Annotated in this window: 30 protein-coding genes; 28 read left to right on the top strand and 2 right to left on the bottom strand. The window is 38.2% G+C overall.

Annotated features, from left to right (window positions below; translation table 11 throughout):
- Positions 1-51 precede the first annotated feature (51 nt).
- The 6 genes from QUD79_RS14955 to QUD79_RS14930 all read left to right on the top strand — a co-directional run bounded on the left by QUD79_RS14955 (position 52) and on the right by QUD79_RS14930 (position 4,721).
- Positions 52-1,329 carry a DUF945 family protein gene (locus QUD79_RS14955; RefSeq protein ID WP_184425908.1) on the top strand — a complete coding sequence of 426 codons (1,278 nt, stop codon included), beginning with the start codon at positions 52-54 and terminating at the stop codon, positions 1,327-1,329.
- Positions 1,330-1,505: 176 nt separating this feature from the next.
- Positions 1,506-1,925 (top strand): 30S ribosomal protein S6, encoded by a 420-nt coding sequence (gene rpsF, locus QUD79_RS14950; protein ID WP_184425906.1) that lies wholly within the window; start codon positions 1,506-1,508, stop codon positions 1,923-1,925.
- Between the two features lie 3 nt (positions 1,926-1,928).
- The gene (gene priB / locus QUD79_RS14945; RefSeq protein WP_184425904.1) at positions 1,929-2,234 is read left to right on the top strand and encodes a primosomal replication protein N; all 306 of its coding nucleotides are present in this window, start codon (positions 1,929-1,931) and stop codon (positions 2,232-2,234) included.
- Positions 2,235-2,243: 9 nt separating this feature from the next.
- Positions 2,244-2,471, top strand: a complete 228-nt coding sequence (gene rpsR / locus QUD79_RS14940; protein ID WP_184425902.1) for a 30S ribosomal protein S18 — start codon at positions 2,244-2,246, stop codon at positions 2,469-2,471.
- Positions 2,472-2,491: 20 nt separating this feature from the next.
- Positions 2,492-2,944, top strand: a complete 453-nt coding sequence (gene rplI, locus QUD79_RS14935; protein ID WP_184425900.1) for a 50S ribosomal protein L9 — start codon at positions 2,492-2,494, stop codon at positions 2,942-2,944.
- A gap of 142 nt (positions 2,945-3,086) precedes the next feature.
- A complete protein-coding gene (locus QUD79_RS14930; RefSeq protein WP_184425898.1) occupies positions 3,087-4,721 on the top strand; it encodes an EAL domain-containing protein in 1,635 nt (544 codons plus the stop codon).
- On the opposite strand, the gene QUD79_RS14925 is transcribed toward QUD79_RS14930, so the two are convergent.
- Entirely contained in the window at positions 4,681-5,622 is a 942-nt protein-coding gene (locus QUD79_RS14925) for a 1-aminocyclopropane-1-carboxylate deaminase/D-cysteine desulfhydrase (RefSeq protein ID WP_184425896.1), read from the bottom strand. The two genes, QUD79_RS14930 and QUD79_RS14925, sit on opposite strands and share 41 nt — an antisense overlap.
- A gap of 142 nt (positions 5,623-5,764) precedes the next feature.
- Between QUD79_RS14925 and QUD79_RS14920 the strand changes: the two genes are divergently transcribed.
- The 18 genes from QUD79_RS14920 to QUD79_RS14835 all read left to right on the top strand — a co-directional run bounded on the left by QUD79_RS14920 (position 5,765) and on the right by QUD79_RS14835 (position 20,611).
- Positions 5,765-6,655 carry an MSHA biogenesis protein MshI gene (locus tag QUD79_RS14920; protein WP_184425894.1) on the top strand — a complete coding sequence of 297 codons (891 nt, stop codon included), beginning with the start codon at positions 5,765-5,767 and terminating at the stop codon, positions 6,653-6,655.
- 4 nt (positions 6,656-6,659) lie between these two features.
- Entirely contained in the window at positions 6,660-7,268 is a 609-nt protein-coding gene (locus QUD79_RS14915) for a PilN domain-containing protein (RefSeq protein WP_184425892.1), read from the top strand.
- Positions 7,268-7,987, top strand: coding sequence for a hypothetical protein (locus tag QUD79_RS14910; RefSeq protein ID WP_184425890.1), 720 nt, complete (start codon positions 7,268-7,270; stop codon positions 7,985-7,987). Before QUD79_RS14915 ends, QUD79_RS14910 begins: the two co-directional genes overlap by 1 nt.
- Positions 7,980-8,303 carry a hypothetical protein gene (locus QUD79_RS14905; protein WP_184425888.1) on the top strand — a complete coding sequence of 108 codons (324 nt, stop codon included), beginning with the start codon at positions 7,980-7,982 and terminating at the stop codon, positions 8,301-8,303. Before QUD79_RS14910 ends, QUD79_RS14905 begins: the two co-directional genes overlap by 8 nt.
- Positions 8,300-9,988 (top strand): pilus (MSHA type) biogenesis protein MshL, encoded by a 1,689-nt coding sequence (gene mshL / locus QUD79_RS14900; RefSeq protein WP_246455018.1) that lies wholly within the window; start codon positions 8,300-8,302, stop codon positions 9,986-9,988. The genes QUD79_RS14905 and mshL overlap by 4 nt, the downstream gene beginning before the upstream one ends.
- A gap of 32 nt (positions 9,989-10,020) precedes the next feature.
- Positions 10,021-10,926: an ExeA family protein gene (locus tag QUD79_RS14895; RefSeq protein ID WP_184425886.1), complete on the top strand. Its 906-nt coding sequence runs from the start codon at positions 10,021-10,023 to the stop codon at positions 10,924-10,926.
- Entirely contained in the window at positions 10,923-12,035 is a 1,113-nt protein-coding gene (locus QUD79_RS14890; protein ID WP_184425884.1) for a tetratricopeptide repeat protein, read from the top strand. Before QUD79_RS14895 ends, QUD79_RS14890 begins: the two co-directional genes overlap by 4 nt.
- A 2-nt stretch (positions 12,036-12,037) precedes the next feature.
- Complete coding sequence (locus tag QUD79_RS14885; protein WP_184425882.1) at positions 12,038-13,756, top strand: GspE/PulE family protein; 1,719 nt, start codon at positions 12,038-12,040, stop codon at positions 13,754-13,756.
- 7 nt (positions 13,757-13,763) lie between these two features.
- Positions 13,764-15,005: a type II secretion system F family protein gene (locus tag QUD79_RS14880; protein ID WP_184425880.1), complete on the top strand. Its 1,242-nt coding sequence runs from the start codon at positions 13,764-13,766 to the stop codon at positions 15,003-15,005.
- 81 nt (positions 15,006-15,086) lie between these two features.
- Positions 15,087-15,593 (top strand): hypothetical protein, encoded by a 507-nt coding sequence (locus QUD79_RS14875; protein ID WP_184425878.1) that lies wholly within the window; start codon positions 15,087-15,089, stop codon positions 15,591-15,593.
- Between the two features lie 107 nt (positions 15,594-15,700).
- Positions 15,701-16,318 (top strand): type II secretion system protein, encoded by a 618-nt coding sequence (locus tag QUD79_RS14870; RefSeq protein ID WP_184425876.1) that lies wholly within the window; start codon positions 15,701-15,703, stop codon positions 16,316-16,318.
- Positions 16,319-16,381: 63 nt separating this feature from the next.
- Positions 16,382-16,888 (top strand): prepilin-type N-terminal cleavage/methylation domain-containing protein, encoded by a 507-nt coding sequence (locus QUD79_RS14865; protein WP_184425874.1) that lies wholly within the window; start codon positions 16,382-16,384, stop codon positions 16,886-16,888.
- Between the two features lie 75 nt (positions 16,889-16,963).
- Entirely contained in the window at positions 16,964-17,470 is a 507-nt protein-coding gene (locus QUD79_RS14860; protein ID WP_221435257.1) for a type II secretion system protein, read from the top strand.
- A gap of 22 nt (positions 17,471-17,492) precedes the next feature.
- Positions 17,493-18,038 carry a prepilin-type N-terminal cleavage/methylation domain-containing protein gene (locus QUD79_RS14855; RefSeq protein WP_184425873.1) on the top strand — a complete coding sequence of 182 codons (546 nt, stop codon included), beginning with the start codon at positions 17,493-17,495 and terminating at the stop codon, positions 18,036-18,038.
- Entirely contained in the window at positions 18,028-18,633 is a 606-nt protein-coding gene (locus QUD79_RS14850; RefSeq protein ID WP_184425871.1) for a type IV pilus modification PilV family protein, read from the top strand. The genes QUD79_RS14855 and QUD79_RS14850 overlap by 11 nt, the downstream gene beginning before the upstream one ends.
- Entirely contained in the window at positions 18,633-19,421 is a 789-nt protein-coding gene (locus QUD79_RS14845) for a PilW family protein (RefSeq protein ID WP_184425869.1), read from the top strand. The genes QUD79_RS14850 and QUD79_RS14845 overlap by 1 nt, the downstream gene beginning before the upstream one ends.
- Positions 19,411-19,881 carry a pilus assembly PilX N-terminal domain-containing protein gene (locus QUD79_RS14840; RefSeq protein WP_184425867.1) on the top strand — a complete coding sequence of 157 codons (471 nt, stop codon included), beginning with the start codon at positions 19,411-19,413 and terminating at the stop codon, positions 19,879-19,881. Before QUD79_RS14845 ends, QUD79_RS14840 begins: the two co-directional genes overlap by 11 nt.
- 139 nt (positions 19,882-20,020) lie before the next feature.
- Positions 20,021-20,611: a PEP-CTERM sorting domain-containing protein gene (locus QUD79_RS14835; protein ID WP_184425865.1), complete on the top strand. Its 591-nt coding sequence runs from the start codon at positions 20,021-20,023 to the stop codon at positions 20,609-20,611.
- 53 nt (positions 20,612-20,664) lie between these two features.
- On the opposite strand, the gene QUD79_RS14830 is transcribed toward QUD79_RS14835, so the two are convergent.
- Entirely contained in the window at positions 20,665-22,047 is a 1,383-nt protein-coding gene (locus tag QUD79_RS14830; RefSeq protein WP_286288804.1) for an IS4 family transposase, read from the bottom strand.
- Between the two features lie 625 nt (positions 22,048-22,672).
- Here QUD79_RS14830 and QUD79_RS14825 point away from each other — a divergent pair.
- From QUD79_RS14825 to mreD, 4 genes are all read left to right on the top strand, one after another.
- Complete coding sequence (locus QUD79_RS14825; RefSeq protein ID WP_281401845.1) at positions 22,673-22,804, top strand: hypothetical protein; 132 nt, start codon at positions 22,673-22,675, stop codon at positions 22,802-22,804.
- 220 nt (positions 22,805-23,024) lie between these two features.
- Positions 23,025-24,068: a rod shape-determining protein gene (locus QUD79_RS14820; protein WP_184424662.1), complete on the top strand. Its 1,044-nt coding sequence runs from the start codon at positions 23,025-23,027 to the stop codon at positions 24,066-24,068.
- A gap of 130 nt (positions 24,069-24,198) precedes the next feature.
- Positions 24,199-25,068 carry a rod shape-determining protein MreC gene (mreC, locus tag QUD79_RS14815; RefSeq protein WP_184424661.1) on the top strand — a complete coding sequence of 290 codons (870 nt, stop codon included), beginning with the start codon at positions 24,199-24,201 and terminating at the stop codon, positions 25,066-25,068.
- Positions 25,069-25,070: 2 nt separating this feature from the next.
- Entirely contained in the window at positions 25,071-25,550 is a 480-nt protein-coding gene (gene mreD / locus QUD79_RS14810; RefSeq protein ID WP_184424660.1) for a rod shape-determining protein MreD, read from the top strand.
- Position 25,551 lies beyond the last annotated feature (1 nt).

The raw sequence follows: 25,551 nt of genomic DNA, 5'->3' as shown, positions 1-25,551 counted from the left end.
AAAAACTGTTAATAAAAAAACGCTAACGGCGTTATTCCAAGGACGATATCTATGAAAAATCTATTTATCGCAATGATATTACTTATTATTGCGAGCCTAATTGCACCTAAATTTATCGGTGATACTGTACAAGCAGAATATAAATTACGTATTGATAAACTGAACGAAAGCCATGCTATTTCGGTTAATTCATCTACTTTTAGCCGAAATTGGTTTAATGGCATGTCAACTGTCGAACTTACCGTTGTATTAGATAATGATGAAATAGACAATATCACGGTGATTATTGAAGAAAGCTTGTCATTTGGCCCTGTTATTTTCACTGATGAAGGTGTGAAGTTCGGATTAAGCCACTCTCAAGCGAATGTTAATATCAAAGGCCTTGATAGTGAAGTAAGTAACTTTATCCATAATAAAATTCATTTGAGCACTTTACTCACTTATACCAAGGGTCTTGTTTCTACTATAATCGTAGATGAATTTACCACCGAAGTAGACGGCAATACCCTCACCTCAGCAAAGGCGGTTGGACTCTTTACTTTTGAAAATGAAAATAGACTATATGGTGACTTTACTTGGCCTGGTTTAAAGACAACCACGAGAGATGCAAAGGTTGTTGTTTCAAATGTTACACTTTCATTAGACCAAACATTAATCGCTGGTGATTATTACCAAGGAAACGCTATAACTACAGGCGGCTTTGATTTTACTATCGCTGCCATTAACGTTAATGACTTGGCAGGAAATAAAGCATTAGCGTTAGAAGGGCTTCTCTTTAGTGCACTGTCTACTGTGGCTAACGATTTAATGGAAATTAAAATGAATTACCGTGCAGACAAAATAATTGCTGCGGGCCAGTCACTAGAAAAAGCCAACCTAAGTATTGTGTTTAACGACTTGAATATTAAGGTTATGCAAGAGTTAAATGAGTTAATGACAGAGTTGTCAGCAGATGCCTTAGATATGTTCAACGCCGAAAATATGGATAAAATATCAGTACTTAGCGCAAAGCTGTTGGCCGATCAGCCCACTATCAAGGTTACCGATTTAAGTGTGCAAACTCCCGAAGGAAAAATAGAATCTTCCATGGAGGTGACTGTTGACAAAAATACTTATGATCCAAGTAATATAACGTCGATAATGCAAGCTTTAAAGGTAAAGGCTAATGGAAAAGCACCGACTCCTTTTGTTGTTAAGCTGGGCTTGATGCCGATGGTACAAATGTACATCGACCAAGGGTTGGTCATACAACAAGATCAAGAAGTAAGTTTTATACTTGATTTTTCTCAGGGACAGCTCTCTGTAAATAATAAGGTTATTCCGTTGTAAGCACTTTTTTCGCCGTGCTGATGCAATCAACCTAAATGCTTTCTTTTTGTTGCTTGCTTTCTCTGCTTACTTTCCCTACAATACGCGACCTTAATTCAGCCATAATTTTTGTTCCTTGTCTCAATACTGGTGATTGGCTGAGCCGGATAAGAGACTACAACCGTAAGGAGCTCGTAATGCGTCATTACGAAATCGTATTTATGGTTCACCCTGATCAGAGTGAACAAGTACCAGGCATGATCCAACGCTATAGCGACTTGGTGAGTGCTGCTGAAGGCAAGATCCACCGTCTAGAAGACTGGGGTCGTCGTCAATTAGCATACCCAATCAATAAACTACACAAAGCACACTATGTTCTTATGAACATTGAAGCGCCTCAATCAGTTATTGATGAACTAGAAACTTCTTTCCGTTATAACGATGTTGTTATTCGTAACATGATCATGCGCACGAAAAACGCGGTAACTGAAGCATCACCTATGGCTGTTGCTAGAGAAGACCGTCGTGAAGTTAAGAAAGAGGTTACTGAACAAGCGCCTGCTAAACCTGTTGAAGCTACTGAAACTGTAGAAGAAGCGGCAAGCGAAGAAAAGTAATCTGTGATAACTAATTCCTTAGTATTAGTTGGAGAAGTGCTGAAAGCACCAAAATTTTCAACAAGTCCTGCAGGTATAGAACATTGCCAATTTACAATTGACCATAAGTCAGTTCAACAAGAGGCAGGTATGAGCAGACAAGCGTTCGTACGTATACAAGTAGTGGCTACTAGTGAATTATCACTTTTAACACGTGAGTTAATGTCGGGCAGTAATATAAAAGTGACGGGGTTTATCAATCGTCATGAATCTAGAAACGGTAATCCGCTTTTAGTATTACATGCTCAGCAAATTGAAATGATTAATTAGGAGAAATCCATGTCTCGTTTTTTTAGACGTCGTAAGTTCTGCCGCTTCACTGCGGAAGGCGCTAGCGAAATCGATTATAAAGATACCGCTACGCTAAAAAACTATATCACTGAAAGTGGTAAAATTGTTCCTAGCCGTATTACTGGTACAAGTGCTAAATATCAACGTCAACTTGGTCGTGCGATCAAGCGTGCTCGTTACTTAGCGTTGTTACCATATACTGATTTACATAAGTAATCTAATAAGGGGTTTTGAAAATGGAAGTTGTTCTTCTTGATAAAATCGCCAAGTTAGGCGGCCTTGGTGACAAGGTAACTGTTAAGTCTGGTTATGCACGTAACTTTTTATTACCTAAAGGTAAAGCTGTTTTTGCTTCTAAAGAAAACGTTGAGCACTTTGAGTCTCGTCGTGCAGAATTAGAAAAAGAATTAGCGGCTGCATTAACTGCTGCTGAAGCTAAAGCGGCTAAAATCGTTGAGTTAGCTGAAGTAACTATTGCTTCTACAGCTGGTGAAGAAGGTAAATTATTTGGCTCTATCGGTACTAAAGATATCGCTGATGCAATTACTGAAGCTGGTGTTGAAGTTGTAAAAGCTCAAGTACGTATGCCTCTTGGTACTATTCGTGAAACAGGTGAATTTGATATTGCTATTCACTTACATAACGATGTAGATACAAGCATTAAAGTAATTGTTATCGCTCAAGCATAATTAATACTTTATTGTTTCTGAAAAACGCTGCCTTGTGCAGCGTTTTTTTATGGTAATACCAATCCTTGCAAAATTGCTCTACAAATACTGAATAAGGGTTTACACTTTAATTTTACCGGCATTTTCTGGAAAAGTTAGGGTTATGGTAAGTAATAGCAAAGCACTGATAAAAATAATTAATACTGGCTTTACTACTGTTCAGCTATTAATTGTTACGTTATTGCTATTCTTGTTAATGGCCAACCTACTGCATGCTATAAGTATCACTATCCTTCTGGTTATTTTGGTTCCGGCAATAATATTATTCGTTTATATCGCCAGATTAAAGGCAAAAATAATAACACTAATTAATAATAGTTTTGCGCCTATGCAGGCATTAGAGCAATGGGCAGATAATAACTATGATGAAAGCGCCATCTCTCCAATTAAAATTAACACACCTGTTGGAAATACAATAGCTAAGCTTCAACATCAACTGCTTACTCAATCAAATGGTAACAGCTCGTTTGATATGTTGCTCAGGGAAAAGGCACTATTAGATAATGATACTGGTATTGGAAATAGAGAGTTTTTCAATAGTCGTTTAGAGGCATTATTGAAAGAAGAAGACTCGCATGGTGCGGTACTTTTCTTTCACTTTACTGAGTGTGAAACGATACAAAGCTTATATGGTTCGTCTAGCGCGTTGACTCTGTTTAATACTTTAATAACTACGATAAAACATAGGCTAAATCATCTACCCGTCTATTTTATTGCTAGGCGTAATGAGTTTGAATTAGCGTTATTAATCCCTGATATCTATGTAAAAGAAACCGAGAAACTAGCTACTCGGTTAGTTAACAACTTAATGGCAGTACCTTTACCTGTAGGAATTAGTAAAGAAGAGTTTGTACATATTGGTATTAGCTTTTTTAAATATGCGACCAAACCATATCAAGTAATGGCTGAAGCGGATATGGCATTACGTTCAGCGCAATTACAAGGCCCATCGCAATGGTTTATGTATGATAAAGGTGAAGTTGAACACGCTAAGGGATCATTAAAGTGGCGAACTTTACTGTCAAAGGTAATCGCGAAAAATACTTTAGCTATTTTTTTTCAACCAGTAATAGAGCAAGGTACAGGACAGGTATTACATCAAGAGGTGTTAACTAAAATTCGCGATAATGAAAGGCAATTGATAAGTGCAAGAGTGTTTATGCCAATGGTACGCAAATGCGGACTCACTGAGCAAGTAGACTTACTTGTTTTTGAAAATGTTTGCCAGCTAGTAGTTGATGCTAATATGCCGTCACAATATAGCTTAAACTTATCAGTAGAGTCGTTGTTGTCACCTGATTTTTTGGAGAAATTTAAAGTTGTTTTAGCTCAGCACGCAGGTATTGCGGGTAAAGTTATTGTGGAGATCAGTGAGTACCATTTAGTTAATAATCTCACAGCATTAATTCCCGTTTTATCAGAATTAACCGCTAAAGGAATAACAGTAATTGCGGATAAAGTAGGGCAATTTGTTGTAAGCTCTCAGTACTTAAAGCTATGCCCTATTTCTGCCATTAAACTTCATCGTAGTATCGTTCTAAATATACAAGAAAAACCAGAAAACCAGACTGTAATTCAAAGCTTAAAAGCGATATGTGCACCATTACGTATTAGTATCTTAGCACTAGGTGTTGAATGTGAAGAGGAGTGGGAAATATTGTTAAAGCTAGGTGTAAATGGCGGGCAAGGCCATTTTTTCACCAAACCAATGGAGCAGGTGGTAGGGCCCACTCATTAGCACTTAACTTACCTTGTTCAATTAAGCCTGCAAGTCCTTGTAATCCGCCAGTGTGCAGTAACACTATGTGCTGATTCGTTGTAAAATAACCTTTAGTAAGTAAGTCTAAAAAGGCGAGTAACATTTTACCTGAATAAATAGGTTCAAATGGTATTCCCGTCTCTTTTGAAAATGCCAATATTTTATTAGCATCTTTAGCGGTAAATTTGGCATAACCTCCACCATGATAGCTATTTTCTATACGCCAACGTGGGTAAGCTTTTTCATTAGTTAGTAAAGTGTTAACTTCGTTAAGTAAGTAGTCACTTTGTTTTAATACCGCAATTCCAAGTATATCGTGACGGTTGTTATCTTGTTTAATTAAACCTGCAAGTGTACCACCACTACCTACTGGCACGAGTAAACTATTGTAAGTGCATTGTTGTTCAAGCTCTTCCACCACCCTGCCAACACCTTGTAATGCCAACTGATTACTACCTCCTTCAGGCACAATTAGATGGTCTGGATATTGACGTTGAAGCGCATCCAAATAATTAAGATTTTGGCGTAGTTTATAGGTTTTTCTATCGACAAAATTAAGCTTCATACCCCAATGTTTAGCCCAAGTAAGGGTATAGTTATTCTGGCTGGTATGTTCACCCCTTACTATTGCTATAGCTTCGAGCTGTTGCTGTTGACAAGCGTAGGCAAGTGCGTGAAGATGATTTGAGTAACAACCACCAAAACTAACAATACCTTTTAATTGCTTTGTTTTAGCATGTGCTAAATTGTAATAAAGCTTACGCCACTTATTACCGGAAATTATTGGGTGGATTTGGTCATCTCTTTTTATTGAAACCTTTACCTGATAATGCGCGAATAAAGGGTGAGTAATAGGCTGTAGTGGCGAAAGTTTCTGCATAAAAGTTAACGATATTATTTGCTTATTGGTTTTTTATTACTGATATAGTACTGAAAAAACTTGCGCAAGGCACTTAATCAGGGATAATGAAATTAAGGTAAATTTTTTTAAACTAACAATAATACTTAAAATGTAACTAAATATGCGAATACGTTCATTGTTTTCTAAACCAGGTCGCCAGAGTCAAGTTGGGCTTTGCTTTCGCCAAGAGTCTATTGCTTTTTGTAGCGTGGATCCTCAAGGCAGTGTAGACCTAAAAGAATTCGAGGTGGTAGACAAAAACTACTTAGCTTCACTCAAAAGTATGGCAAAAGAGTTACCACATAATGGTTTATGTCATTTAGTGCTTTCGCCTCAGCAAAGTCAAATTGTTCAAATTGATAAACCTAACATTCCTAATAATGAGCTTAAAGAAGCGCTTAAATGGCAAATTAAAGATTTAGTTTCAATCGACCCTAATGATATGGTACTCGATTATTTTGATGCACCCATTACTTCAGGCGGTATAGAGAAACTTCATGTGGTGTGTGCAGCAAAAAGTGAATTATCACCTTTTGTAGAGCAGTTAATGGATAGTGGCGTTACAGTGCAGACAATCACTATTGAAGAGTTTGCATTTACAAGTTTAGTGCCTGAAAGTGACGACGCTTGCTTATTAGTATGTCAGCAACCTAATGAAGAGATTATATTATTAATTGTAAAGCAGGGTAAACTATACTTTTATCGCAGATTAAGAGGGATGGCTGGCATTGCTACTAAATCTGAAGATGAGTTATCAATGAGCGTTATCGATGCGTTAAGTTTAGAGATACAACGCTCAACCGACTATTATGAGCGACAATTAAAGCAAGCACCAATACGCTCTATTGAAGTGTTGGTACCAATTGAAAATGAAGCCTTTTTAGCGCGTAAATTAGCAGAAAACACCCATGTGCCCGTTAATATCTTTACTTTGCCAGAGGCTATTGCCAACTCGCGCAGCGCAAGTACATGCTTTGGTGCTTGTGCTCTGACAAATATGGAGGAAGTATAACCTTATGGCAAAATTAGCGATAAATTTACTTCAACCTGAATTACTGCCTAAGCGTCAGCTAATTACATTATCTCGTGTTGTCGCTTTATGGTGTCTGTTACTTGTGTTAATGCTGCTTTTGATAGTTTATAGCCAAGTGACTGTAGATAATCTTTCAAGAGATTATCGTCAAGCAAGTGAAAAGCAGGTAGAGCAGCAACAGTTACTTGATAGCCTTCAACAGCAAGTGAGCCAAAACCGAGCAAATCCCGAGTTAATAGAGCGCTTAGATACGTTAAAGGTTGTATTGGCTAATAAAAAAGCATTACACCAACAGTTGACAGACCAATCACAGACACAAGCAGCAGGCTACTCTGCTGCAATGACTGAGCTTGCTTCGTTACATCATAAACACGTTAGTCTTGAGCAAGTAATAATGAATAAAGGGCAATTAACGTTTTCAGGTTTAGCTAAAAGACCCGATGCGGTACCGCAGTGGTTGGCTGGTTTTGAGTCTTCAACATTTTTATCAGGTAAACACTTTACTCACTTTAGCTTATCTGAGAATAAGCAGGGGTTAACCAACTTTGTAGTGAGTTCGGCAGCTAATAATGCAGAAAAGGGGCCAAATTAATGAATGAGTTTTGGCAGCGCTATAGTGAAAAATTTCAAGCAATAACAACACGTGAGCAAATGCTTGTTTTAATGAGTGGCGCTATTGCCATAACATTTATTTTATTCAGCCTTTTTGTTGATGCAAACCTCGTACGTAGTAATGTTTTTACTAAAGATATTGCACAACTAGAAGCAGATATGCGGGCAAAAGCGCAAACAATTGATATTTTTCAACAAGCTTTATCTGAAGACCCCAATAAAACAGTGACCGAACAGATTAGCCAATATGAAAGTAAGCTTGGGCAAGTTGATGTCGCTTTATTAAGTTTAACATCAGATTTAATTGATCCTATACAAATGCGATTTGCGTTAATAGATTTATTGAAACTACAAAAAGGGGTGTCATTGCTGACATTCGATGTGATAGCTGCTCAGCCCATTTCATTGGTACCTAACTCCAATACTACCGATTCCAATGGCCCAGAAGCGGCTCAAGCTGTCAATAATAATGAAGCAACAAGCAATGAAATACCTTCTCTCACTTTGTATAAACATGGAATTAAGCTAACCTTATCAGGAAGCTATTTCCAACTAAGGGACTATTTATCTATGCTAGAACAATTGAAGTGGACATTTTTTTGGCATAAGTTTGATTATAAGTTGAAAGAATACCCTCAAAGCGTACTAGAGGTTGAGCTATATAGTTTAAGCACTAAGCGGGAGTTTATTGGTGTATAAATTACTAAGTATCATTACGGTTTTAATTTTTTTGCCATTAAGCCATGCTGTAGCGCAAGAAATTGATCCAACACGTCCGCTTTTTGGCGAGAGTCAGGCGAGTAGTAATAAAGTTACTCAAGCAATAGAGTTACAGTCAATTATTAATAATGGACAGCAGTTAACCGTTGTTATTAATGGTAGGCTGTTAAAGGTAGGAGATAAAATTGAACAGTATCAACTTAAGAAAATTAACAAAAATAGTGTTGTATTATCTTCAACCGATAAACATCTTGAGTTGTCTTTATTTTCCCCAATCGTGGCTAAATCACAATGAAAAGTAAATTAGGTATGAATAAATTGAAAAAAAGTGTCACATTAACATCTCTTCTTTTATTGATTATAGGGTGTCAAACAACGCCAGATGCCCCTACTCAAGTGAACAAAGCTTTAGATCAAGCAATAGCACAATCAAGTAAGTCAAACTCACCTAAGCCACTTAGTCAGTTACCTAACTCAGTTAAACAAGAGTTAATGCAGCAGAATATGCAACAAGCTAAACAAGGCTTGTTAGCAGAAAAACGGTTAGAAATAGCAGCAAGTGGTGTAGGTGCCCAGCAGTTTTTTGCGGCGTTAGTTGAAGACTCCCCTTACAGCGTAGCTGTTCATCCAGAGGTAAGTGGCTCGATCACGCTAAGCTTAAAAGATGTCACGCTCAATGAAGCATTCGATGTGATTGAAGAGCTTTATGGCTATGAAATTCGCCGAAGTGGTCGTGTAATTCAGATATATCCCGCTGGAATTCGCACAGAAACTATTGCTTTAAATTATTTGTTTTTAAAGCGATTTGGTACCTCAAGTACACGCATAAACTCTGGTGGGGTTTCTGAAAATGACCCCAATTCAGGTGGTAGCGGTAATAACAATGGAAGTAATAACGGTAGCAACAGTAATCGAAATAGCGGAAGCAGCCAAGGTGGACAGCAGCAAAATGGTAATAGTGGTACTAATATTTATACCGAAAATGAGTCAGATTTTTGGCAAGAATTAGAAGAGACATTAACTGAACTCGTTGGTACTGAGGGTGGTCGTTCGGTAATTGTTTCGCCTCAAGCAGGCTTGGTAACTCTAAGAGCACTGCCGCAAGAAATCGCTGCGGTAAAGCGTTTTGTTACGCAAACGCAAGATCACTTACGCCGACAAGTTATCATCGAAGCGAAAATAATGGAGGTTACCCTAAGTGACGATTATCAACAAGGTGTTAAGTGGGACCAGGTATTAGGCCATGCAGGCAGTACTGACTTAACCTTTTCAACCAGTGGCTCAGTTGCAGGGAATGTTATTTCATCAACCATTGGTGGCGTTACAGGACTAAGTTTTTTAAATAAAGATTTTAGCGGTGTGATTAAGCTATTACAAACGCAAGGTAATGTGCAGGTATTATCAAGTCCAAGAATTACAGCTACAAATAATCAAAAAGCGGTAATTAAGGTTGGAGAAGATGAATATTTCGTTACTGAAGTTTCCAGTACAATTACAACGGGTACAGCCACAACAACAACACCTCAAATAGAGTTAACTCCTTTCTTTTCAGGTATTGCGTTAGATGTAACTCCGCAAATTGACGCTAATGGTGAAGTTATCTTACATGTTCACCCGTCAGTTACTTTAACCGCGGAGCAAACAAAGACCATCCGGTTGAGTAATGAAGATATTATTTTACCACTTGCACAAAGCAGTGTACGTGAATCTGATACTATTATTCGTGCTAAATCAGGAGAGATCGTTGTTATTGGAGGATTAATTGAAACCCGTAAGGTCGATTCTGAGTCTAAAACACCTTTACTTGGCGATATCCCGCTTTTAGGGGAATTATTCAAAAGTAAAAGTAAAAGAACTGAGAAAAAAGAATTGGTTATCATGCTAAAGCCTATTGTTATTGGGCAAGATACATGGAAAAACCAATTACAAGATGCACGAGCACTTTTAAAACAGTGGTTTCCCGAAGAGAGTGAAGATTAACCTGATAATGCTTTTATTTGTGATAGTTTAACATGTACCTTTATCATTTTGGTTTGCGTGAATTGCCGTTTACCTTAACACCAAACACTAATTTTTATTTAGGCTTGGTACCCCATGATGAAGCATTTGCAGTATTACTCACCGCATTAAAAAGCGGTGAGGGCTTTATAAAAGTAATAGGTGAAGTGGGAACTGGGAAAACATTACTTTGCCGAAAATTATTAAACGAAATTCCAGCACATTTTGTTACTGCCTATATCCCTAATCCTTATTTAAAGCCAGACGAGCTAAGGCGTGCAGTTGCAGTAGAGTTAGGGGTTAAACAAGCACAGAGAATGTCAGTGCAGTTATTGACACAACGAATACAATCAAGGCTACTAGAGCTTCATAATGAAGGGCGCTCGGTTGTATTAATATTAGATGAAGCGCAAGCTTTACCCGCTGAAAGCTTAGAAGCTTTGCGTTTATTTACCAACCTTGAAACCGAAACGCGAAAGTTATTACAAGTTGTTTTATTTGCACAGCCAGAGCTGGATCAACGTTTAGCTGAAAATGCATTTAGGCAATTAAAGCAGCGTATAACGTTTTCATATCAACTTCGTCCGATGAGCGATAATGAGGTTGAAAATTATATTCATCATCGGCTCCATGTTGCAGGTTATAAAGGCGCGGCATTATTTGATCACTCATTATGTAAAAAAATCGCGTATTTTAGTAATGGAATACCAAGATTGGTCAATATCTTATGTCATAAAATGTTGATGCTAAGCTTTGGGCAAGGGCAATTTAAAATAACCCGACAACATTTAATTGCTGCAGTGAAAGATACCGAAGGAACAGAGCATAAATTGAAAAATCAACATTTAGCAATGACATTAGGCGTTATCTCATTGATTGTACTTTGTGCATTTGTATGGATTATTGGAGTTCAAACATGAGTGTGATTAATCAAATGCTAAAAGACTTAGATAAAAGACAGCATGACAGTGCTGAGTCTTCAGGTGTTAATTCACAAATAATTGTCAAACAAGGGCATAGTCAACGTTGGATCATTGTTATTCTACTATTATTATTGACCGTTTCTCTTGGCATTATTGCTTGGCAAAAAATTAACCCTAAAGCTGAAGAGCAATCTGTTGCAGCTAACCCATACAATACTATTTCGATGGAAAGTAATAACGCTATAAACACCAGTGCAGCAACTAGTAATATTGAGAGCGAAAAGCAAATTTCTACGCCAAACGCATCTCCTTCAAGTCTGATGACAATAAAAAATGGGGATAACCAAACCACTGATTCGCTATCTCAAATTACAGCTGAAAAAAATGAAATAGTACAATCTAAGAGTGAATCGGTACAGGTACAAGAAAACGATTCAGCTATTAGTGAGTTGGAAGTCGCTTCAACAGAATTTAAAGGCACTATTGAAGTAGATCCAGTAAGTGAACCTACACTGACCATTTCACGTAAGCAATTAACACCCGACCAGCTGGCGAGCAAAAAAATAGCACAAGCTGAACAAGCTATTGCCAATAAAGATATTAGCAAAGCGGAGCAATTATTCGAAGAGGTGCTTTTAGTGGTGCCCTATCATAAATCTGCACGCAAGCAATTAGCAGCGCTTTGGTTTGGAAAGCAGTTTTATCAAGCAGCATTAAATTTATTGTCTCAAGGTTTAGCACTCGATAATCAAGATGCTGAGTTTCGTTTAATGAAAGCGCGTATATACTTAAGCCAAGGGCAAGCTCAATTAGCATTAAATGATTTAAAAGTGCTAGATAATATTAGGTCAGTTGAGTATCAGTCGTTACTTGCTTCTACAGCGCAGCAGTTAAGCTTATTCGCTACAGCAGAAAAAGCGTATAACATTTTAACTGAATTATCACCAAACGTTGGTCGTTGGTGGTTAGGCTTGGCAATTGCACAAGATAGTCAAAGTTATTTTGAACAGGCGATAACAAGTTATAAAACCGCATTAAAACAAGCTGATTTATCAAGCGAAACTGCGCAATTTGCAGCGAATAGAATTATAGAGTTAGGAGAATAGGCATGGCTGCACCGAAGCTAAAAATGCGATTAGGTGATTTATTAGTACATGAGCATATTATTACTAATGAACAATTGATGCAGGCTTTAAACAGCCAGAAAACATCAGGCCGAAAGCTAGGTGATACCTTAATTGAATTAGGGTTTATTGGTGAAAAACAACTACTGGAATTTCTAGCACAGCAACTTGACGTTCCTTTTCTTGATATTAGCCAACGTCGCATATTACCGGAAGTTGCTAAGTTACTACCAGAAGTGCATGCACGAAGACTACGCGCATTAATTATTGAAGACCAAGGTGACGAAGTGCTCATTGGCATGAGCGACCCTGCTGACTTAGGTGGCTTGGATCAACTCGAACAAATGCTTGCACCTAAGCGTATTAAGCTTGCTGTAGTAATGGAATCTCAGCTTTATGAAGCATTCGATGGATTATATCGCCGAACTGCTGATATTGAGTCTTTCGCCAGTCAGCTCGGTGAAGAATATGACCAAAGTTCAGACTTTGATTTATCAAGTACATTTGCTGATGAAGGCGGAGATGCAACTGTTGGTAAGTTATTGCAATCAGTATTTGAAGATGCTGTACAAATGCGCGCATCAGATGTACATATTGAACCAGATGAAAAGCAACTACGGATAAGGCAACGTATTGACGGTGTCTTGCAGGAAAACGTATTAAAAGAAACTAAAATTGCATCAGCAATGGTACTCCGCCTTAAGTTAATGGCGGGTTTAGATATTTCGGAAAAACGTTTACCCCAAGATGGTCGCTTTAACTTAAAAATAAAAGGGCATAGTATTGATGTGCGTATGTCTACAATGCCAGTGCAATACGGCGAGTCTGTGGTTATGCGTTTACTTGATCAATCGGCAGGTTTATTGTCGCTTGATGAAACAGGCATGCCGGCTGATTTAGTTGCAAGATTACGTCATCAAATAACTCGACCTCATGGTATGGTATTAGTAACTGGGCCAACGGGGAGTGGTAAAACTACAACGTTATATGCTGCATTAAGTGAGTTAAACCAATCTACTAAGAAAATAATTACCGTAGAAGATCCAGTAGAATATCGTTTACCTCGGATCAACCAGGTACAAGTAAATAGTAAGATAGACTTAACATTCTCAAGTGTACTACGAACAGCACTTCGTCAAGACCCTGATATTCTGATGGTTGGCGAAATGCGTGACCAAGAAACAGTTGAAATTGGTTTGCGAGGCGCATTAACCGGTCATTTAGTGTTATCTACACTTCATACTAATGATGCAATTACCAGTGCGTTACGATTGATTGATATGGGGGCTGCTGGCTTTTTAGTAGGTAGTTCATTACGAGCGATTGTTGCGCAGCGTTTAGTGCGTCGTATTTGTGAGCATTGTGGTATCGTGCATCAACCGACTAGCCAAGAGCTATTATGGCTTACTAACTTAACCGGTGATGATAGTGCCAATTCCGCACAATTTAAACAGGGTAAAGGCTGTCAATCATGTCAGTATACGGGGTATAGAGGTCGAATAGGGGTGTTTGAGTTATTAGAAATGAATGAACCTATGATGGCCGCTTTAAAACGAAATGACACAGATAGTTTTACTGAAATGTCTAAAGCTAATCCAACGTTTAAGCCACTTGCACTATCTGCATTTGATTATGCTTGTCAGGGTATTACTACCGTAGAGGAAGTATTAAGGCTAGTGGAAACTGTTGAAGTGGCAGGGTAAAAAGGTTATGGCAGCTTATAACTATGTTGGCCGAGACGCCAGTGGCGCTCAAGTAAAGGGAGTTGTTGAAGCGGCTAATGTCAATACTGTGGCGGAGCAGCTTTCACGCCAACGAATAATTCCAATAGCGATCACTGAAGCGAAATCTGCCAAAGGTAGTGCTGGTGACTTAGCTAATATTGATATTGGGCAATTATTAGGTTTGGAAGTTATTGCGTTAGATGATTTGATTGTCTTCTGTCGACAGATGTATGCTCTCGTGCGATCGGGTGTACCTATTTTACGAGCAATTAATGGTATGGCTGAATCGACTAGCTCTCCAAAGTTAAAACAAGCTTTAATTGAAGTATCTGCTCATCTGGAGGGGGGGTATGAGCTTTCGTCAGCGCTGCACAGACACCCCAAAATATTTTCACCTTTGTTTGTATCGTTAATACATGTTGGCGAGAATACTGGTAACCTTGATCAGGCTTTTTCAAAACTTGCCAGCTACTTTGAGCGAGAGCAAGAGACTAAAAAACGTATTAAAACAGCACTGCGCTATCCATCATTTGTGTTAATCGCACTTGCAGCAGCAATTGTAATTTTAAATATTTGGGTTATTCCAACATTTGCTGAAATGTTTTCAAAATTAGGCGCAGATTTGCCTTGGGCAACAAAAGCTTTGATTAATAGCTCTAACTTCTTTTTGGATTATTGGCCTTACATGCTTGTAGGAGTGTTGGTGATCTACTTTGGTATTCGTCATTACGTAAATACACCAAAAGGTCGCCATACTTGGGACCGATTTAAAACCAAGCTACCAGTAGTGGGCTCAGTAATTGAACGTTCCATATTGTCACGATTTTCACACAGCTTTGCTATTGTTTTAAAAGCAGGTGTTCCAATGACAACCGGGCTTTCGTTGGTGTCTGATGCTGTAGACAATACTTATATGCAAAAGAAAATATTGAAGATGCGCAGTGCAATTGAAAGCGGTGAAAGTTTATTAAGAGCAGCAGTTGCCAGTACAATGTTTACCCCTTTAGTATTACAGATGATCGCGGTTGGGGAAGAAACTGGACGGGTTGATGAACTATTAGAGGAAGTTGGCGACTATTATGAACGAGAGGTTGAGTATGAACTAAGTACATTAACTGCACGTATAGAACCGATATTAATTGCTATCGTTGCTGCTATGGTATTAATCTTAGCATTAGGTATATTTACCCCTATGTGGGATATGATGTCTGCATTTAAAGGCAAATAGACTTTAGCCATTTAATGTTAACACGCGCTTAATTTGATGATTTATTAATGTTCATTTAATGGATGAGGGTTAGATTACAATATGTCACGAAATGCAGTGATCGTTAAACGCGAAAAAACATTAGCAGAACAAATTATTATCGTTTTGCTTGTTGCATCATTAATGGCCGGTTTTTTGTATTACTTTTTAAAACAAGAAAAGCAATATACGCAGGTCGCTTTTGAAGGGGCTGTTGGTCGCTTTGCAACGAAAGTTACCACAATACGTGCGCAATGGTTTATGGATAAGCAACCTTCTGTAGTAAGATTGAAAGAACAAGGTAATCAAAAAACTACTCGTTTAATAACGGTAAACAAGAACGGTTGGGTCGACAGTTTATCGAATAATAAAGATTGCACGTTAATTTGGGAGCAAGTCATGGATAGCCCCTTAGTATTTATGAATAAACCTGTTACCGCACTGCAAATAAATATAGATAAAGGTGCATATCAGCGAATATGTCGGTATATCCTAGTGAGCGGAGAATATTTTGAATATAGCCCAGAAACGGGAAAGGTTTCTAATGTATTGATTATTAATACATTATAGCTATACTTTTACAAAAGATGTTAAAAGAGACTTTTATCTACCAAAAAAAGTGACTTATTGTCTAAAACGTTGTTAGAATTAACTTAATTAGAAAATTAGAGGTTGTTATGAATAAACAGTCAGGTTTTACCTTAATCGAATTAGTTATTGTTGTTGTTATCTTGGGATTTCTAGCAGTAACGGCTATTCCTAAATTTATTGATTTAACGGATCAAGCTAAGCAGGCTAATATTGAAGGAATGGCAGGCGGTTATGCAACAGCAATCTCTTTAGCTAGAGCGCAATGGGAGGCCGAAGGGCGACCAACCAATACTACAGGTCAAAATGTTGTATCTTATGACGGTACCGACTTGCTATTAACTACTGAAAATAAAGCAGCAGGTATTCGTGCTGGTTATGTAGTATCGCAAGTCTTGGGACGAAATACAGGCGCAGGCCTAGGTGGTGGCTTTACTGCTGAAAACTGTATTGACATTTGGAATGGTATTTTGCAACAACCACCAAAATTAACAGACAATATTACCACATTAAATAATGACAAAAGTATGCAGTATTTTGTTACCTTAAACGGTACTGCTGCTACAACGAGCTGCTCATATCATTTGAAAGAAACGCTTTCAAAAGATGGTAACGGTTTATTTGTTACGACTAACATTAATACAGTAAGTAACTTCTTTACTTACTTTCCAGCGACAAGTAATGTAGAAATTACTATTAAGCAATAATTGGTAAATATAAATTAATAATATTAACCATTAAAATGAATAACTAATTTAAGTAGGTGTTTTATGAAGAGTTTACAACAAAATAAAGGTTTTACCTTAATAGAGCTTGTTATTGTTATCGTAATTTTAGGAATTTTAGCAGCAACAGCTGCACCAAAGTTTATTGATTTAACAGGAGATGCTAAAGGGGCAACTATCCAAGCGGTAGAGGCTTCGGTTGAAACGGCAACCTCATTAGTGCACGCCAAAGCATTAGTACAAAATGAACTAGGTGCTACAGGCGCATTAAGAATTAATGGAAGCACTACAGACAATGTTACTTTGGTTAATGGATGGCCAGCGAATGTGACTGATTGGGGGGTTTTATTAGATATTGATGGCGCTGATTTTCTATCAACTACAAATGGTACTTCAGGATCGAATGCAACAATTACTTGGTATATCACTCCTTCAGATGGCAACGCATTAACTCATGCTAATGCAATCGCCACTAATTGTTATGTGCTATATACTGAAAGTTCAGATAAACATACAAAACCAGCTATTAGCTCAGTTACTTCAGGCTGTTAAGTAGTAGATGGAATTTCTAAATAAAAGGAGAGCTAGCGCTCTCCTTATTTTTATAATATTTTATTGCAATAAATTATGATAAGAAATAATGGTTTTACTTTAATAGAGTTGGTAATAGTTATTGTTATTCTAGGTATTCTAGCGGTAACCGCTGGACCTAAATTTATTAACTTAAAACCGGAAGCTGAAACCGCAACATTAGAAGCAATTAAGGCGTCGTTGGAAGGGGCAAGTGCATTAGTTTATGGTAAGTCGGTAATAAAAGGTAATCATAAAGTTGCAAAACGATTTAGTCCTCCTTATACCAGCGTTAATATTGGTGATAATAAAGGATTAAATAATGATGGGGAGATATTAATAGGTTTTGGTTACCCCGTTGGTTTATGGGCTGAGTTTGAACGTTTAGTTAGCATAGATCAAAAATATAAAACAAAAGCGGTGGGTACAAATTTTTCTACTTTTATAATCTACTTTAAGGATAAGGTAGAACCAACGGCAATTACAGATGACTGTATCGTTTATTATAGATCGCCAAGTTCAGTTGGCCAACGGCCTACCATAGTAGTAAATCCATGCGTATAGGTATTTGATAGGAGTGAGGTAGATGAAATCAATATCTCAACCTCTGCTTAAGTTTCACAAAGGCTTTACCTTAATAGAGCTAATTATAGTGATCATTATTTTAGGTATTATGATGGTTACTGTTGCGCCCAAATTTTTCTCTTCAAATGGCTTTGAGCAATTTACCTACCGCAATGAAGCAATCACTACATTGCGTGCAATTCAACTACGCGCAATGCAGCAAACGAGTGGTGATTTCTGCCATCAGGTTTCCGTTACTTCATCTCAGTTAGGCTTACTAAAAACAGATACAAGTCAAGTGTCTAACTGCCATTTAACTGAACTTTCAGACCAATCTAATAGTGAATATAACCAGCATACCAGTGTTTCTATAGATAATAACCATGACGTAACCTTTAGTGTAAATGGCTTGGCAAGCACTTTTGGCTTTAATCAAATGGGACGTGTAACCGATATTAACGGTACTCAACTTAATTGTCTTTCCCCTAACGCTTGTCAAATTATAGTTACAGGTGATCAAACTTTAATAATTCAAATTGAAAACGAGGGCTTCATTCATGCTCTTTAAGTATCCGAAATTATCAAAAGGATTTACGCTAATTGAGACCATCGTTGGTATTGTGGTTTTATCCATCTCGTTTTCAATTATTACTAACTTAATTTACCCCACAGTTGAGCAAAGTGCAGACCAACTTCATCAGATCAGAGCGGCTGAACTGGGACAATCACTATTGAATGAAATTACAGGTCACGCCTTTGATGAAAATTCAGGTCGTAGCGGTGGTCGTTTCCGTTGTAACGAAGATGTTAATGGTAATGGGACACTAGAAACCATTGAGCAATGTACAACCATTATGGGTAATGAGGAGGGCGGCGACCGAACATTATTTGATGATGTCGATGACTATAATGGTATGAATATCGAAAATACTCGCTTTGGGTTTTCAGGTCCAGCTTCTGATGTATTTATAAAAAACTCACAAGGCGATAGCTTAACATTATATTTAGGTTACTCATTAAAAGTAATGGTATGTAACGACAGCAATTATGACGGCGTTTGTGGCCCCAGCAATAATAATTATACTGCAAAACTAATTACAGTAACTGTAACAACACCCACAGGCTTTGCGATAGACTTTTCAAGTTATAAGGCCAATTTTTAATGGCTAAATATCGTGTAGGTAATGGTTTCACATTAATTGAAATGGTCATTGTAATGGTCATTCTTGGCGTACTTGCAGTCGGTATCAGTAGCTTTCTACAGTTTGGTAGCCGTATTTATTTAGAAACTAATGACAGGGGGCAATTAATTGCCAGTGCTCGTTTTGCCATTGAACGGTTAAATAGAGAAGTGCGTAATGCACTACCCAATAGTCCTCGCTTAATTGGAAATACTAATCAATGCCTTGAATTTAGGCCAATTAGATCTACGGCGATATACACTGAAATACCATTAGCACCTTTACCGGCATCATCAACCATTAAAGTAGTTCGTTTTGATGACAGTCAGTTTAATAACGCCCTAGAGTTAATTATTTATCCATTAACTTCCGATGAGGCTTATACACCAAGCAATAAAATAAGTGCGATATCAAGTAGTAATCCTGCGTTTGATCCTGCTCAAAATGAATGGTCTATTGTTTTAAACGGGCCAATACAGTTCACAGAAGCATCGCCGACTGATAGAGCTTTTTTTATTGATAAAGCGGTAAGTTACTGTATTGAAGGTACCTTACTTAATCGTTACAGCGGCTATAGTAATTATCGTGCAGATGGTGTACCAATAACGGTGCCAGTACTTATGGCAAAATTTTTAGATGTTGGAAGTCGCTTTCAAGTAAATGCGGCAAGTCAATTGCGCTCAGGTAATGTTTTAGTGCGATTGAACTTTATCAAAAATAACGAAAAAGTGAGTTTTAATAACGAAATTCAGGTGCCGAATGTTCCTTAATCGAATCCGTCTAAGTAAAACTACACAATTGCAAGCATACGCAAATAAACGTAAGCAGCGAGGCAGTGCCCTAGTGATTGCAATATTTATCATTATTGTTATGACCTTATTAGGTACGGCATTAGTGCGAATGTTGTCAACAGAGGCTGAAAGTGTTGCTTACGAAGTTATCGGAACTCGCGCTTTTCTAGCAGCTCAATCAGGAATGCAATGGCAACTTCAGCAAGTTTTTCCATTAAATAGTTCAGCAACGGATTGCCCTGTAGCCTTTAGTACCAAAGACTTTACTAATAGTGGTGTTGATGGCAAGGGTCTGAAAAATTGTAGGGCTGAACTTAGCTGTGAAAGCTTTATACATACCGATGGTGTACGCTATTATCAGTTGGAAAGTACAGGTATCTGTAGTGTTGCTGAGGTTGTAACCTCACGAAAAATTGCAGTTGATGCAAGAAGCTTATAAATGTGTAAGTAATTTTTACACTTATCATTTTTATGTTTATAAAGTTTTATCTAATTTGTTGTTATTGTTAGTTATTATTTTTATGGTATAACAATTGCATTGTTTATGTATAATATTTATCATTAGTAGAGGTAATTTAATGATTAAGTTCGCTCATAAATTTCTATTTATCGCTTCAATGTTTTTTTTAAGCTCAGCGCAAGCTGGATTGATCACTTCAGATCTTACCGAAGATAACTATGTTGTTATTGGTGAGTTGCAATGGGCTTGGGCTTCACCTGTTAATGTTGAAATTTGGAATAACAATACGTTGTATGCACCAAACATTCATACTGGTTGGAGTTACGCTTCTGACGAGCAACTAAATTTACTAAAAGCGGCAATACGTGAAGATATGTTAGATAACGTTTTTGAGTTATTTACGCGTACAAACGCTAATGGTAGCTTTTATGTGCATGCGTTTGAGTATTGGAATAGCTTTTACAGTTACGTAGACACAACCGAAGATGTTGAGGCTGAAATAGTACGTAGTGTTTGGGCAGAAAACGACCCACTCGTGTCAGTTAATAATTCTCTCGCTTATATGCTAATGGAGCAAGCTGACACTTTCTATGTTAGACCAAACGTGCAAGGCGGTGGTGGTAGTGTATCTGTTCCTGAGCCCACTACTATTATGATATTTGGCTTTTGTTTAATTGCTTTAGCAGTCCGTCAAAAATTTATTCTGTAAAATAACTTTTTTGTTTCATGAATATAAAGCCCCACATTTGTGCTGTCTCTTGATCACATTTTCAGATCAAGAGATTGGGCTAATTCATAGCCTTCAAGGATGGTTTGCAATTTAAACCATCCTTCCCATAATCGCTCCCACCCGACACGGCCATTACGTTTTGAATCGTGCCAACCCGCTAACTTCCCAAGGTTAATGTAAGCCCAATAAAGGCTTGGTGCCGTTGTCGGTGGTTTTGATTTTTCTCGTTTTGTCCATAGCAACTTCCACGCTAACGGACTTAAAACCGTTTCACAACTATGCTTTTCTGCTTCTTTCTTATTAAGGCCAAGGTAACGAAGTTGATGAAGGCGTGCGGCAATAAACGCTAATATCACAATCACCTTTTCTAAATTGTCTTTACTTTGCATACGTAAATCTTCTACTTGAGTACCGCCGCTTTTCCACGCTTTGTGGAACTCTTCAATTAACCAGCGTTTTTCATAGTAGGTCAATACTTTTTCGGCTTCCTCTTTGCACGTCACAGGCTCAGATGTTAACAGGTGCCAACTTAATCCTTGGTCATTGTTTTCTTCCTGACAACCCACATAATAGAGAGATACCGAAGCGCCTTTTTTATTCGCTGGCATTTTTACATCAACTTTGGCATAACGTATTTGACAAGAAGCCTCCCGCGCTTTGCGTCCGCCTTTTTGCCTCACCGAAACAATACGTTGACCTGCTGATTTTAACGACTCACTATATTGATAAAGTTTATTTTCACTTTGTTCAATGCAACGACTCTGCATTGAGCGCACGACAAAACGTTGCTGCCTCGCTGTTTTATAAGTCAGGTATTCAATAATATCTGACTCTCTATCACACACTGAAATTACCTTATTCATTGTTGAACCTAGACGGGGAGTCATCGCTTCTGATGCTTGCTCCCACTTATAGCTTTCTTTGTCTTCGTACGCTCGGCTGGCATGGCGATTATTTTGGCCGTACAAACTGACGTCTCGTGTCCATCGTTTTTGCTCAATCAGACCAACAACATGCTGCTGCTCAGGGGCAAATAGCAATACGGAATGAGCATGCATGCCACGCGAACGCTTATTCGAAGTGGTATGCCCCATTTCATCGCGAATCGTTTGATGTTTAAATTCAAGTGATGTGGTGTCTTCTAAAGCAAGTAGGCAATCATAATCTTTAACTTTTGCTGCTGTTGCCTTAAAGCCAGCCTCAGCTATAGCTTGAGCATCAATAGCTTTATTACGAGTAAAACGATAGGCCGCTTCAATATCGGCTGTGGACGTAGATGATTGCACGAGTGATTGCCCTAACTTGTTGGAAAGATTAGAGGCTAACACAACAAGTCGTTTAGCTCTGCGGGTATCGCCCAATTTTGCATGTAAAAATGTTTCTTCTGCCCATTGCTCTGAACTTGTTGTAAACATAGAAATCCACCTCATCACTGAATAAATGGATCAGATCACGTTCTGTACAATAAGTTCATAAAAAAATCCCTCGATTTTTATCGAGGGATTTGTGTAGGAAAGACAGCACATTTGTGGGGCTTTTTATTGGAAAGTTTATATATTTTTCACTCTGAATTAATAAAGCTTATACGCAGCGTTACTGATTTTGATAAAGTTCCAACTCCAACATGGGAGTTGGATAGTAGGGTAACGCAGGAGCAGTTACGGAGAATAACCATTATCTGTGATCAGTGCCTTGCCTCTAAGCTCTTTTAATTCTCGCTGAAGAAACAAATGTTTTTTTCAATTAGGGTCTGTTGATCTTTCAGTTTATAGCTCTGTTGCACTTGAAAAAGATGACAGTCGAGGCACTTAATGTAATGTTTGGTTGTTCCAAATGCACATTAAGTAACAAAGAGTGACGCTTTTTCAAGGCAACCCAAAGGGCTATGACTATTTTTCAACCTAACATCGTTAAAAATGGTTAAAGTACGACTGCACGGATGCAGAAGGTAGAGCGACGCAGGATGCCAAAGCCGAGAATGACTACATTGCACCGTTTTCGCCTTGTTATCTTAAAAAATAGTCTATAGCAGAGGCTAAAATGAAAGATCAACAGACCCTAGTATTACCGTGGAGTGAATGTGAAAAAAGTTACCTCTATAAGTTTAGCGCTTTTGTTCTTGAATGTTATGCTATTGCGTGTTTAGAAATTGACTCGTCGGTGCTTGGTTAGCAGGATTTTGTTGAATGTTGCGCTTACATACAGAGTTGTTACGTTCTAAATCAATCGTTTTTATGCTTTTCTGCAAAAAAAATACAAATTATTACGTTTTTTTCGCTAAACAGGCATCACATCTTGTGAAACCTAAGGTATGATTAACCCATTCGAAAAAATAATGATTATGTTCAGGCAATGACTTGCCTTGTCTACGCACAAAGGACAATTAAACCTTATGTTTAAAAAATTACGTGGCATGTTCTCAAATGATTTATCAATTGATTTAGGAACAGCAAATACACTTATTTACGTACGAGACCAAGGCATAGTGTTAGACGAGCCTTCCGTAGTGGCTATTCGCCAAGATCGTGCTGGTGGCTCTAAAAGTGTGGCTGCAGTGGGTTCTGCTGCAAAACAAATGCTTGGGCGAACACCTGGTAATATTGAAGCTATTCGTCCAATGAAAGATGGTGTTATTGCCAACTTTTTTGTGACTGAAAAAATGCTGCAATATTTTATTAAGCAAGTGCATAGCAACAACTTTCTACGTCCTAGCCCTCGAGTCTTAGTATGTGTACCTTGTGGCTCTACTCAAGTAGAACGCCGTGCGATTAGAGAGTCTGCATTAGGTGCTGGCGCGCGCGAAGTATATTTAATTGATGAACCTATGGCCGCTGCAATTGGAGCGGGTATGCCGGTATCTGAAGCAACTGGTTCTATGGTGGTTGATATTGGTGGTGGTACTACAGAAGTCGGTATTATTTCACTTAATGGCGTAGTGTATTCATCTTCGGTTCGTATTGGCGGTGACAAATTTGATGATGCTATTATTAATTATGTTCGTCGTAATTTTGGTAGTCTAATAGGTGAAGCAACAGCCGAGCGCATCAAGCATGAAATCGGCTCAGCCTATCCAGGTGAAGAATTGGTTGAAATTGAAGTACGTGGCCGTAATCTTGCAGAAGGTGTACCGCGTAGTTTTACGCTTAACAGCAATGAAATTTTAGAAGCATTGCAAGAGCCGTTAACGGGCATTGTAAGTGCTATAATGGTGGCGCTAGAACAATCTCCGCCTGAATTAGCGTCAGATATTTCTGAACGTGGCATGGTGCTTACTGGCGGCGGAGCGTTATTAAAAGACTTAGATCGTTTACTAATGGAAGAGACGGGAATTCCAGTAGTTGTAGCTGATGATCCATTAACATGTGTTGCACGTGGTGGTGGTAAAGCTTTAGAGATGATAGATATGCATGGTGGTGATTTATTCTCTTATGAATAAAGAGGATCAAGCGACTACTTTTACTAAAGTTAGTTACACTGGTTGAGCACTCTTATTATTAAGCGATGGTAGTACCATCGCTTAATCCTATTTAACATAATTAGCTGCTAGCGGAGAAATTAGCGCATCAATGAATCCGATATTTAAACACGGCCCATCTCCTCAGCATAGACTCATTTTGGTGCTCATCCTGTCATCTGCATTTATCTTTTTTGATCATAAAATGGGTAGCTTTGACGTTGTTCGTGGTTATCTCCAATCTTTAGTAAGCCCATTGCAATATTTGGCATCTACGCCCAAAAATGCCGTTAACTGGGCAGTTGAGAACTTAGGGACACGTCAAGCATTAATCGATCAAAATCAACAGTATAAAATGAATGAGTTGCTATTTAACGAGCAATTAATGCAACTTGATATTCTTAAAAAAGAGAATGAGCGATTACGCTCCCTGCTAGCCTCGCCAGTGCGAACCGATTCAAAAAAGATGGTGGCAGAAATACTTTCGGTTGACAGTGATCCATATTCCCATCAAGTTGTTATTAACCGAGGGGCGAATGACGGTGTGTTTGAGGGCCAAGCTTTAATTGATGATAAAGGTATTGTTGGCCAGGTATTACACGTTGGCACTATTACGAGTAGAGTTTTACTTATCACAGACGTAACTCAAGCAGTACCCGTTAGAATTAGCCGTAATGGTGTGCGTTTAGTGGCTAATGGTACAGGCACCCTCGACAGATTAACGCATAACTTTGTACCTCATAGTACAGATGTTAAGCAAGGAGATACCTTAGTTACCTCTGGCCTTGGCGGAAAATATCCAGAAGGGTATCCTGTCGCTAAAGTAACAGTCGTTCGACAAGATGAATCACGTCCATTTGCACAAGTACAAAGTGAGCCTGTTGCTGAAATAGATCGCTTGCGATATTTATTATTATTATGGCCTAAACATAAAAGTAGCCTGTTTTCTTCTCGCCCAGATAATAATGAGCAGGAGCAATAACAGTGTTTTCTCATAACGGTATTATAATATTATTAACATTTATTGTGGCTTTAATGGCAACCATTATGCCTTTACCAATTGCTGTTGATGCATTTCGTCCTGACTGGGTATTGGTGGTAGTGCTATACTGGTGTTTAGCATTACCAAATAGGGTTAATGTGATCACTGCATGGTTATTTGGTTTATTAATTGATATTTTATTAGGGTCAACTTTAGGTGTACATGCTGCAGCAATGGCGCTAACTGTATTTATAATTGCAGGTAACTTTCAAAAAATACGTAACTTTTCTGTTTGGCAACAGGCGCTTATCGTAGGTGTTTTATCTGCGCTTTATCATTTACTTGTCTTTTGGTTTCAGCGGTTTTTAACTGACGCTGTGTTTGTACCGCAATATTTATATCCCGTAATCACGACTGTGATACTGTGGCCTTGGGCATTCTTATTATTAAGAAAAATTCGTCGTCACTTTAAAATAAAGTAAA

This window comes from Thalassotalea piscium (assembly GCF_030295935.1).
Taxonomy (GTDB): domain Bacteria; phylum Pseudomonadota; class Gammaproteobacteria; order Enterobacterales; family Alteromonadaceae; genus Thalassotalea_B; species Thalassotalea_B piscium.
This window is presented reverse-complemented; position numbering and strand designations above follow the sequence as displayed.

What these genes read in the sequence shown, in the direction of transcription:
- QUD79_RS14955 (WP_184425908.1), top strand. Translation starts at nt 52, where the DNA reads ATGAAAAATCTATTTATCGCAATGATATTACTTATTATTGCGAGCCTA.
- rpsF (WP_184425906.1), top strand. Translation starts at nt 1,506, where the DNA reads ATGCGTCATTACGAAATCGTATTTATGGTTCACCCTGATCAGAGTGAA.
- rpsR (WP_184425902.1), top strand. Translation starts at nt 2,244, where the DNA reads ATGTCTCGTTTTTTTAGACGTCGTAAGTTCTGCCGCTTCACTGCGGAA.
- rplI (WP_184425900.1), top strand. Translation starts at nt 2,492, where the DNA reads ATGGAAGTTGTTCTTCTTGATAAAATCGCCAAGTTAGGCGGCCTTGGT.
- QUD79_RS14930 (WP_184425898.1), top strand. Translation starts at nt 3,087, where the DNA reads ATGGTAAGTAATAGCAAAGCACTGATAAAAATAATTAATACTGGCTTT.
- QUD79_RS14925 (WP_184425896.1), bottom strand. Translation starts at nt 5,622, where the DNA reads ATGCAGAAACTTTCGCCACTACAGCCTATTACTCACCCTTTATTCGCG.
- QUD79_RS14920 (WP_184425894.1), top strand. Translation starts at nt 5,765, where the DNA reads ATGCGAATACGTTCATTGTTTTCTAAACCAGGTCGCCAGAGTCAAGTT.
- QUD79_RS14915 (WP_184425892.1), top strand. Translation starts at nt 6,660, where the DNA reads ATGGCAAAATTAGCGATAAATTTACTTCAACCTGAATTACTGCCTAAG.
- QUD79_RS14910 (WP_184425890.1), top strand. Translation starts at nt 7,268, where the DNA reads ATGAATGAGTTTTGGCAGCGCTATAGTGAAAAATTTCAAGCAATAACA.
- mshL (WP_246455018.1), top strand. Translation starts at nt 8,300, where the DNA reads ATGAAAAGTAAATTAGGTATGAATAAATTGAAAAAAAGTGTCACATTA.
- QUD79_RS14895 (WP_184425886.1), top strand. Translation starts at nt 10,021, where the DNA reads ATGTACCTTTATCATTTTGGTTTGCGTGAATTGCCGTTTACCTTAACA.
- QUD79_RS14890 (WP_184425884.1), top strand. Translation starts at nt 10,923, where the DNA reads ATGAGTGTGATTAATCAAATGCTAAAAGACTTAGATAAAAGACAGCAT.
- QUD79_RS14885 (WP_184425882.1), top strand. Translation starts at nt 12,038, where the DNA reads ATGGCTGCACCGAAGCTAAAAATGCGATTAGGTGATTTATTAGTACAT.
- QUD79_RS14880 (WP_184425880.1), top strand. Translation starts at nt 13,764, where the DNA reads ATGGCAGCTTATAACTATGTTGGCCGAGACGCCAGTGGCGCTCAAGTA.
- QUD79_RS14875 (WP_184425878.1), top strand. Translation starts at nt 15,087, where the DNA reads ATGTCACGAAATGCAGTGATCGTTAAACGCGAAAAAACATTAGCAGAA.
- QUD79_RS14870 (WP_184425876.1), top strand. Translation starts at nt 15,701, where the DNA reads ATGAATAAACAGTCAGGTTTTACCTTAATCGAATTAGTTATTGTTGTT.
- QUD79_RS14865 (WP_184425874.1), top strand. Translation starts at nt 16,382, where the DNA reads ATGAAGAGTTTACAACAAAATAAAGGTTTTACCTTAATAGAGCTTGTT.
- QUD79_RS14860 (WP_221435257.1), top strand. Translation starts at nt 16,964, where the DNA reads ATGATAAGAAATAATGGTTTTACTTTAATAGAGTTGGTAATAGTTATT.
- QUD79_RS14855 (WP_184425873.1), top strand. Translation starts at nt 17,493, where the DNA reads ATGAAATCAATATCTCAACCTCTGCTTAAGTTTCACAAAGGCTTTACC.
- QUD79_RS14850 (WP_184425871.1), top strand. Translation starts at nt 18,028, where the DNA reads ATGCTCTTTAAGTATCCGAAATTATCAAAAGGATTTACGCTAATTGAG.
- QUD79_RS14845 (WP_184425869.1), top strand. Translation starts at nt 18,633, where the DNA reads ATGGCTAAATATCGTGTAGGTAATGGTTTCACATTAATTGAAATGGTC.
- QUD79_RS14840 (WP_184425867.1), top strand. Translation starts at nt 19,411, where the DNA reads ATGTTCCTTAATCGAATCCGTCTAAGTAAAACTACACAATTGCAAGCA.
- QUD79_RS14835 (WP_184425865.1), top strand. Translation starts at nt 20,021, where the DNA reads ATGATTAAGTTCGCTCATAAATTTCTATTTATCGCTTCAATGTTTTTT.
- QUD79_RS14830 (WP_286288804.1), bottom strand. Translation starts at nt 22,047, where the DNA reads ATGTTTACAACAAGTTCAGAGCAATGGGCAGAAGAAACATTTTTACAT.
- QUD79_RS14825 (WP_281401845.1), top strand. Translation starts at nt 22,673, where the DNA reads ATGAAAGATCAACAGACCCTAGTATTACCGTGGAGTGAATGTGAAAAA.
- QUD79_RS14820 (WP_184424662.1), top strand. Translation starts at nt 23,025, where the DNA reads ATGTTTAAAAAATTACGTGGCATGTTCTCAAATGATTTATCAATTGAT.
- mreC (WP_184424661.1), top strand. Translation starts at nt 24,199, where the DNA reads ATGAATCCGATATTTAAACACGGCCCATCTCCTCAGCATAGACTCATT.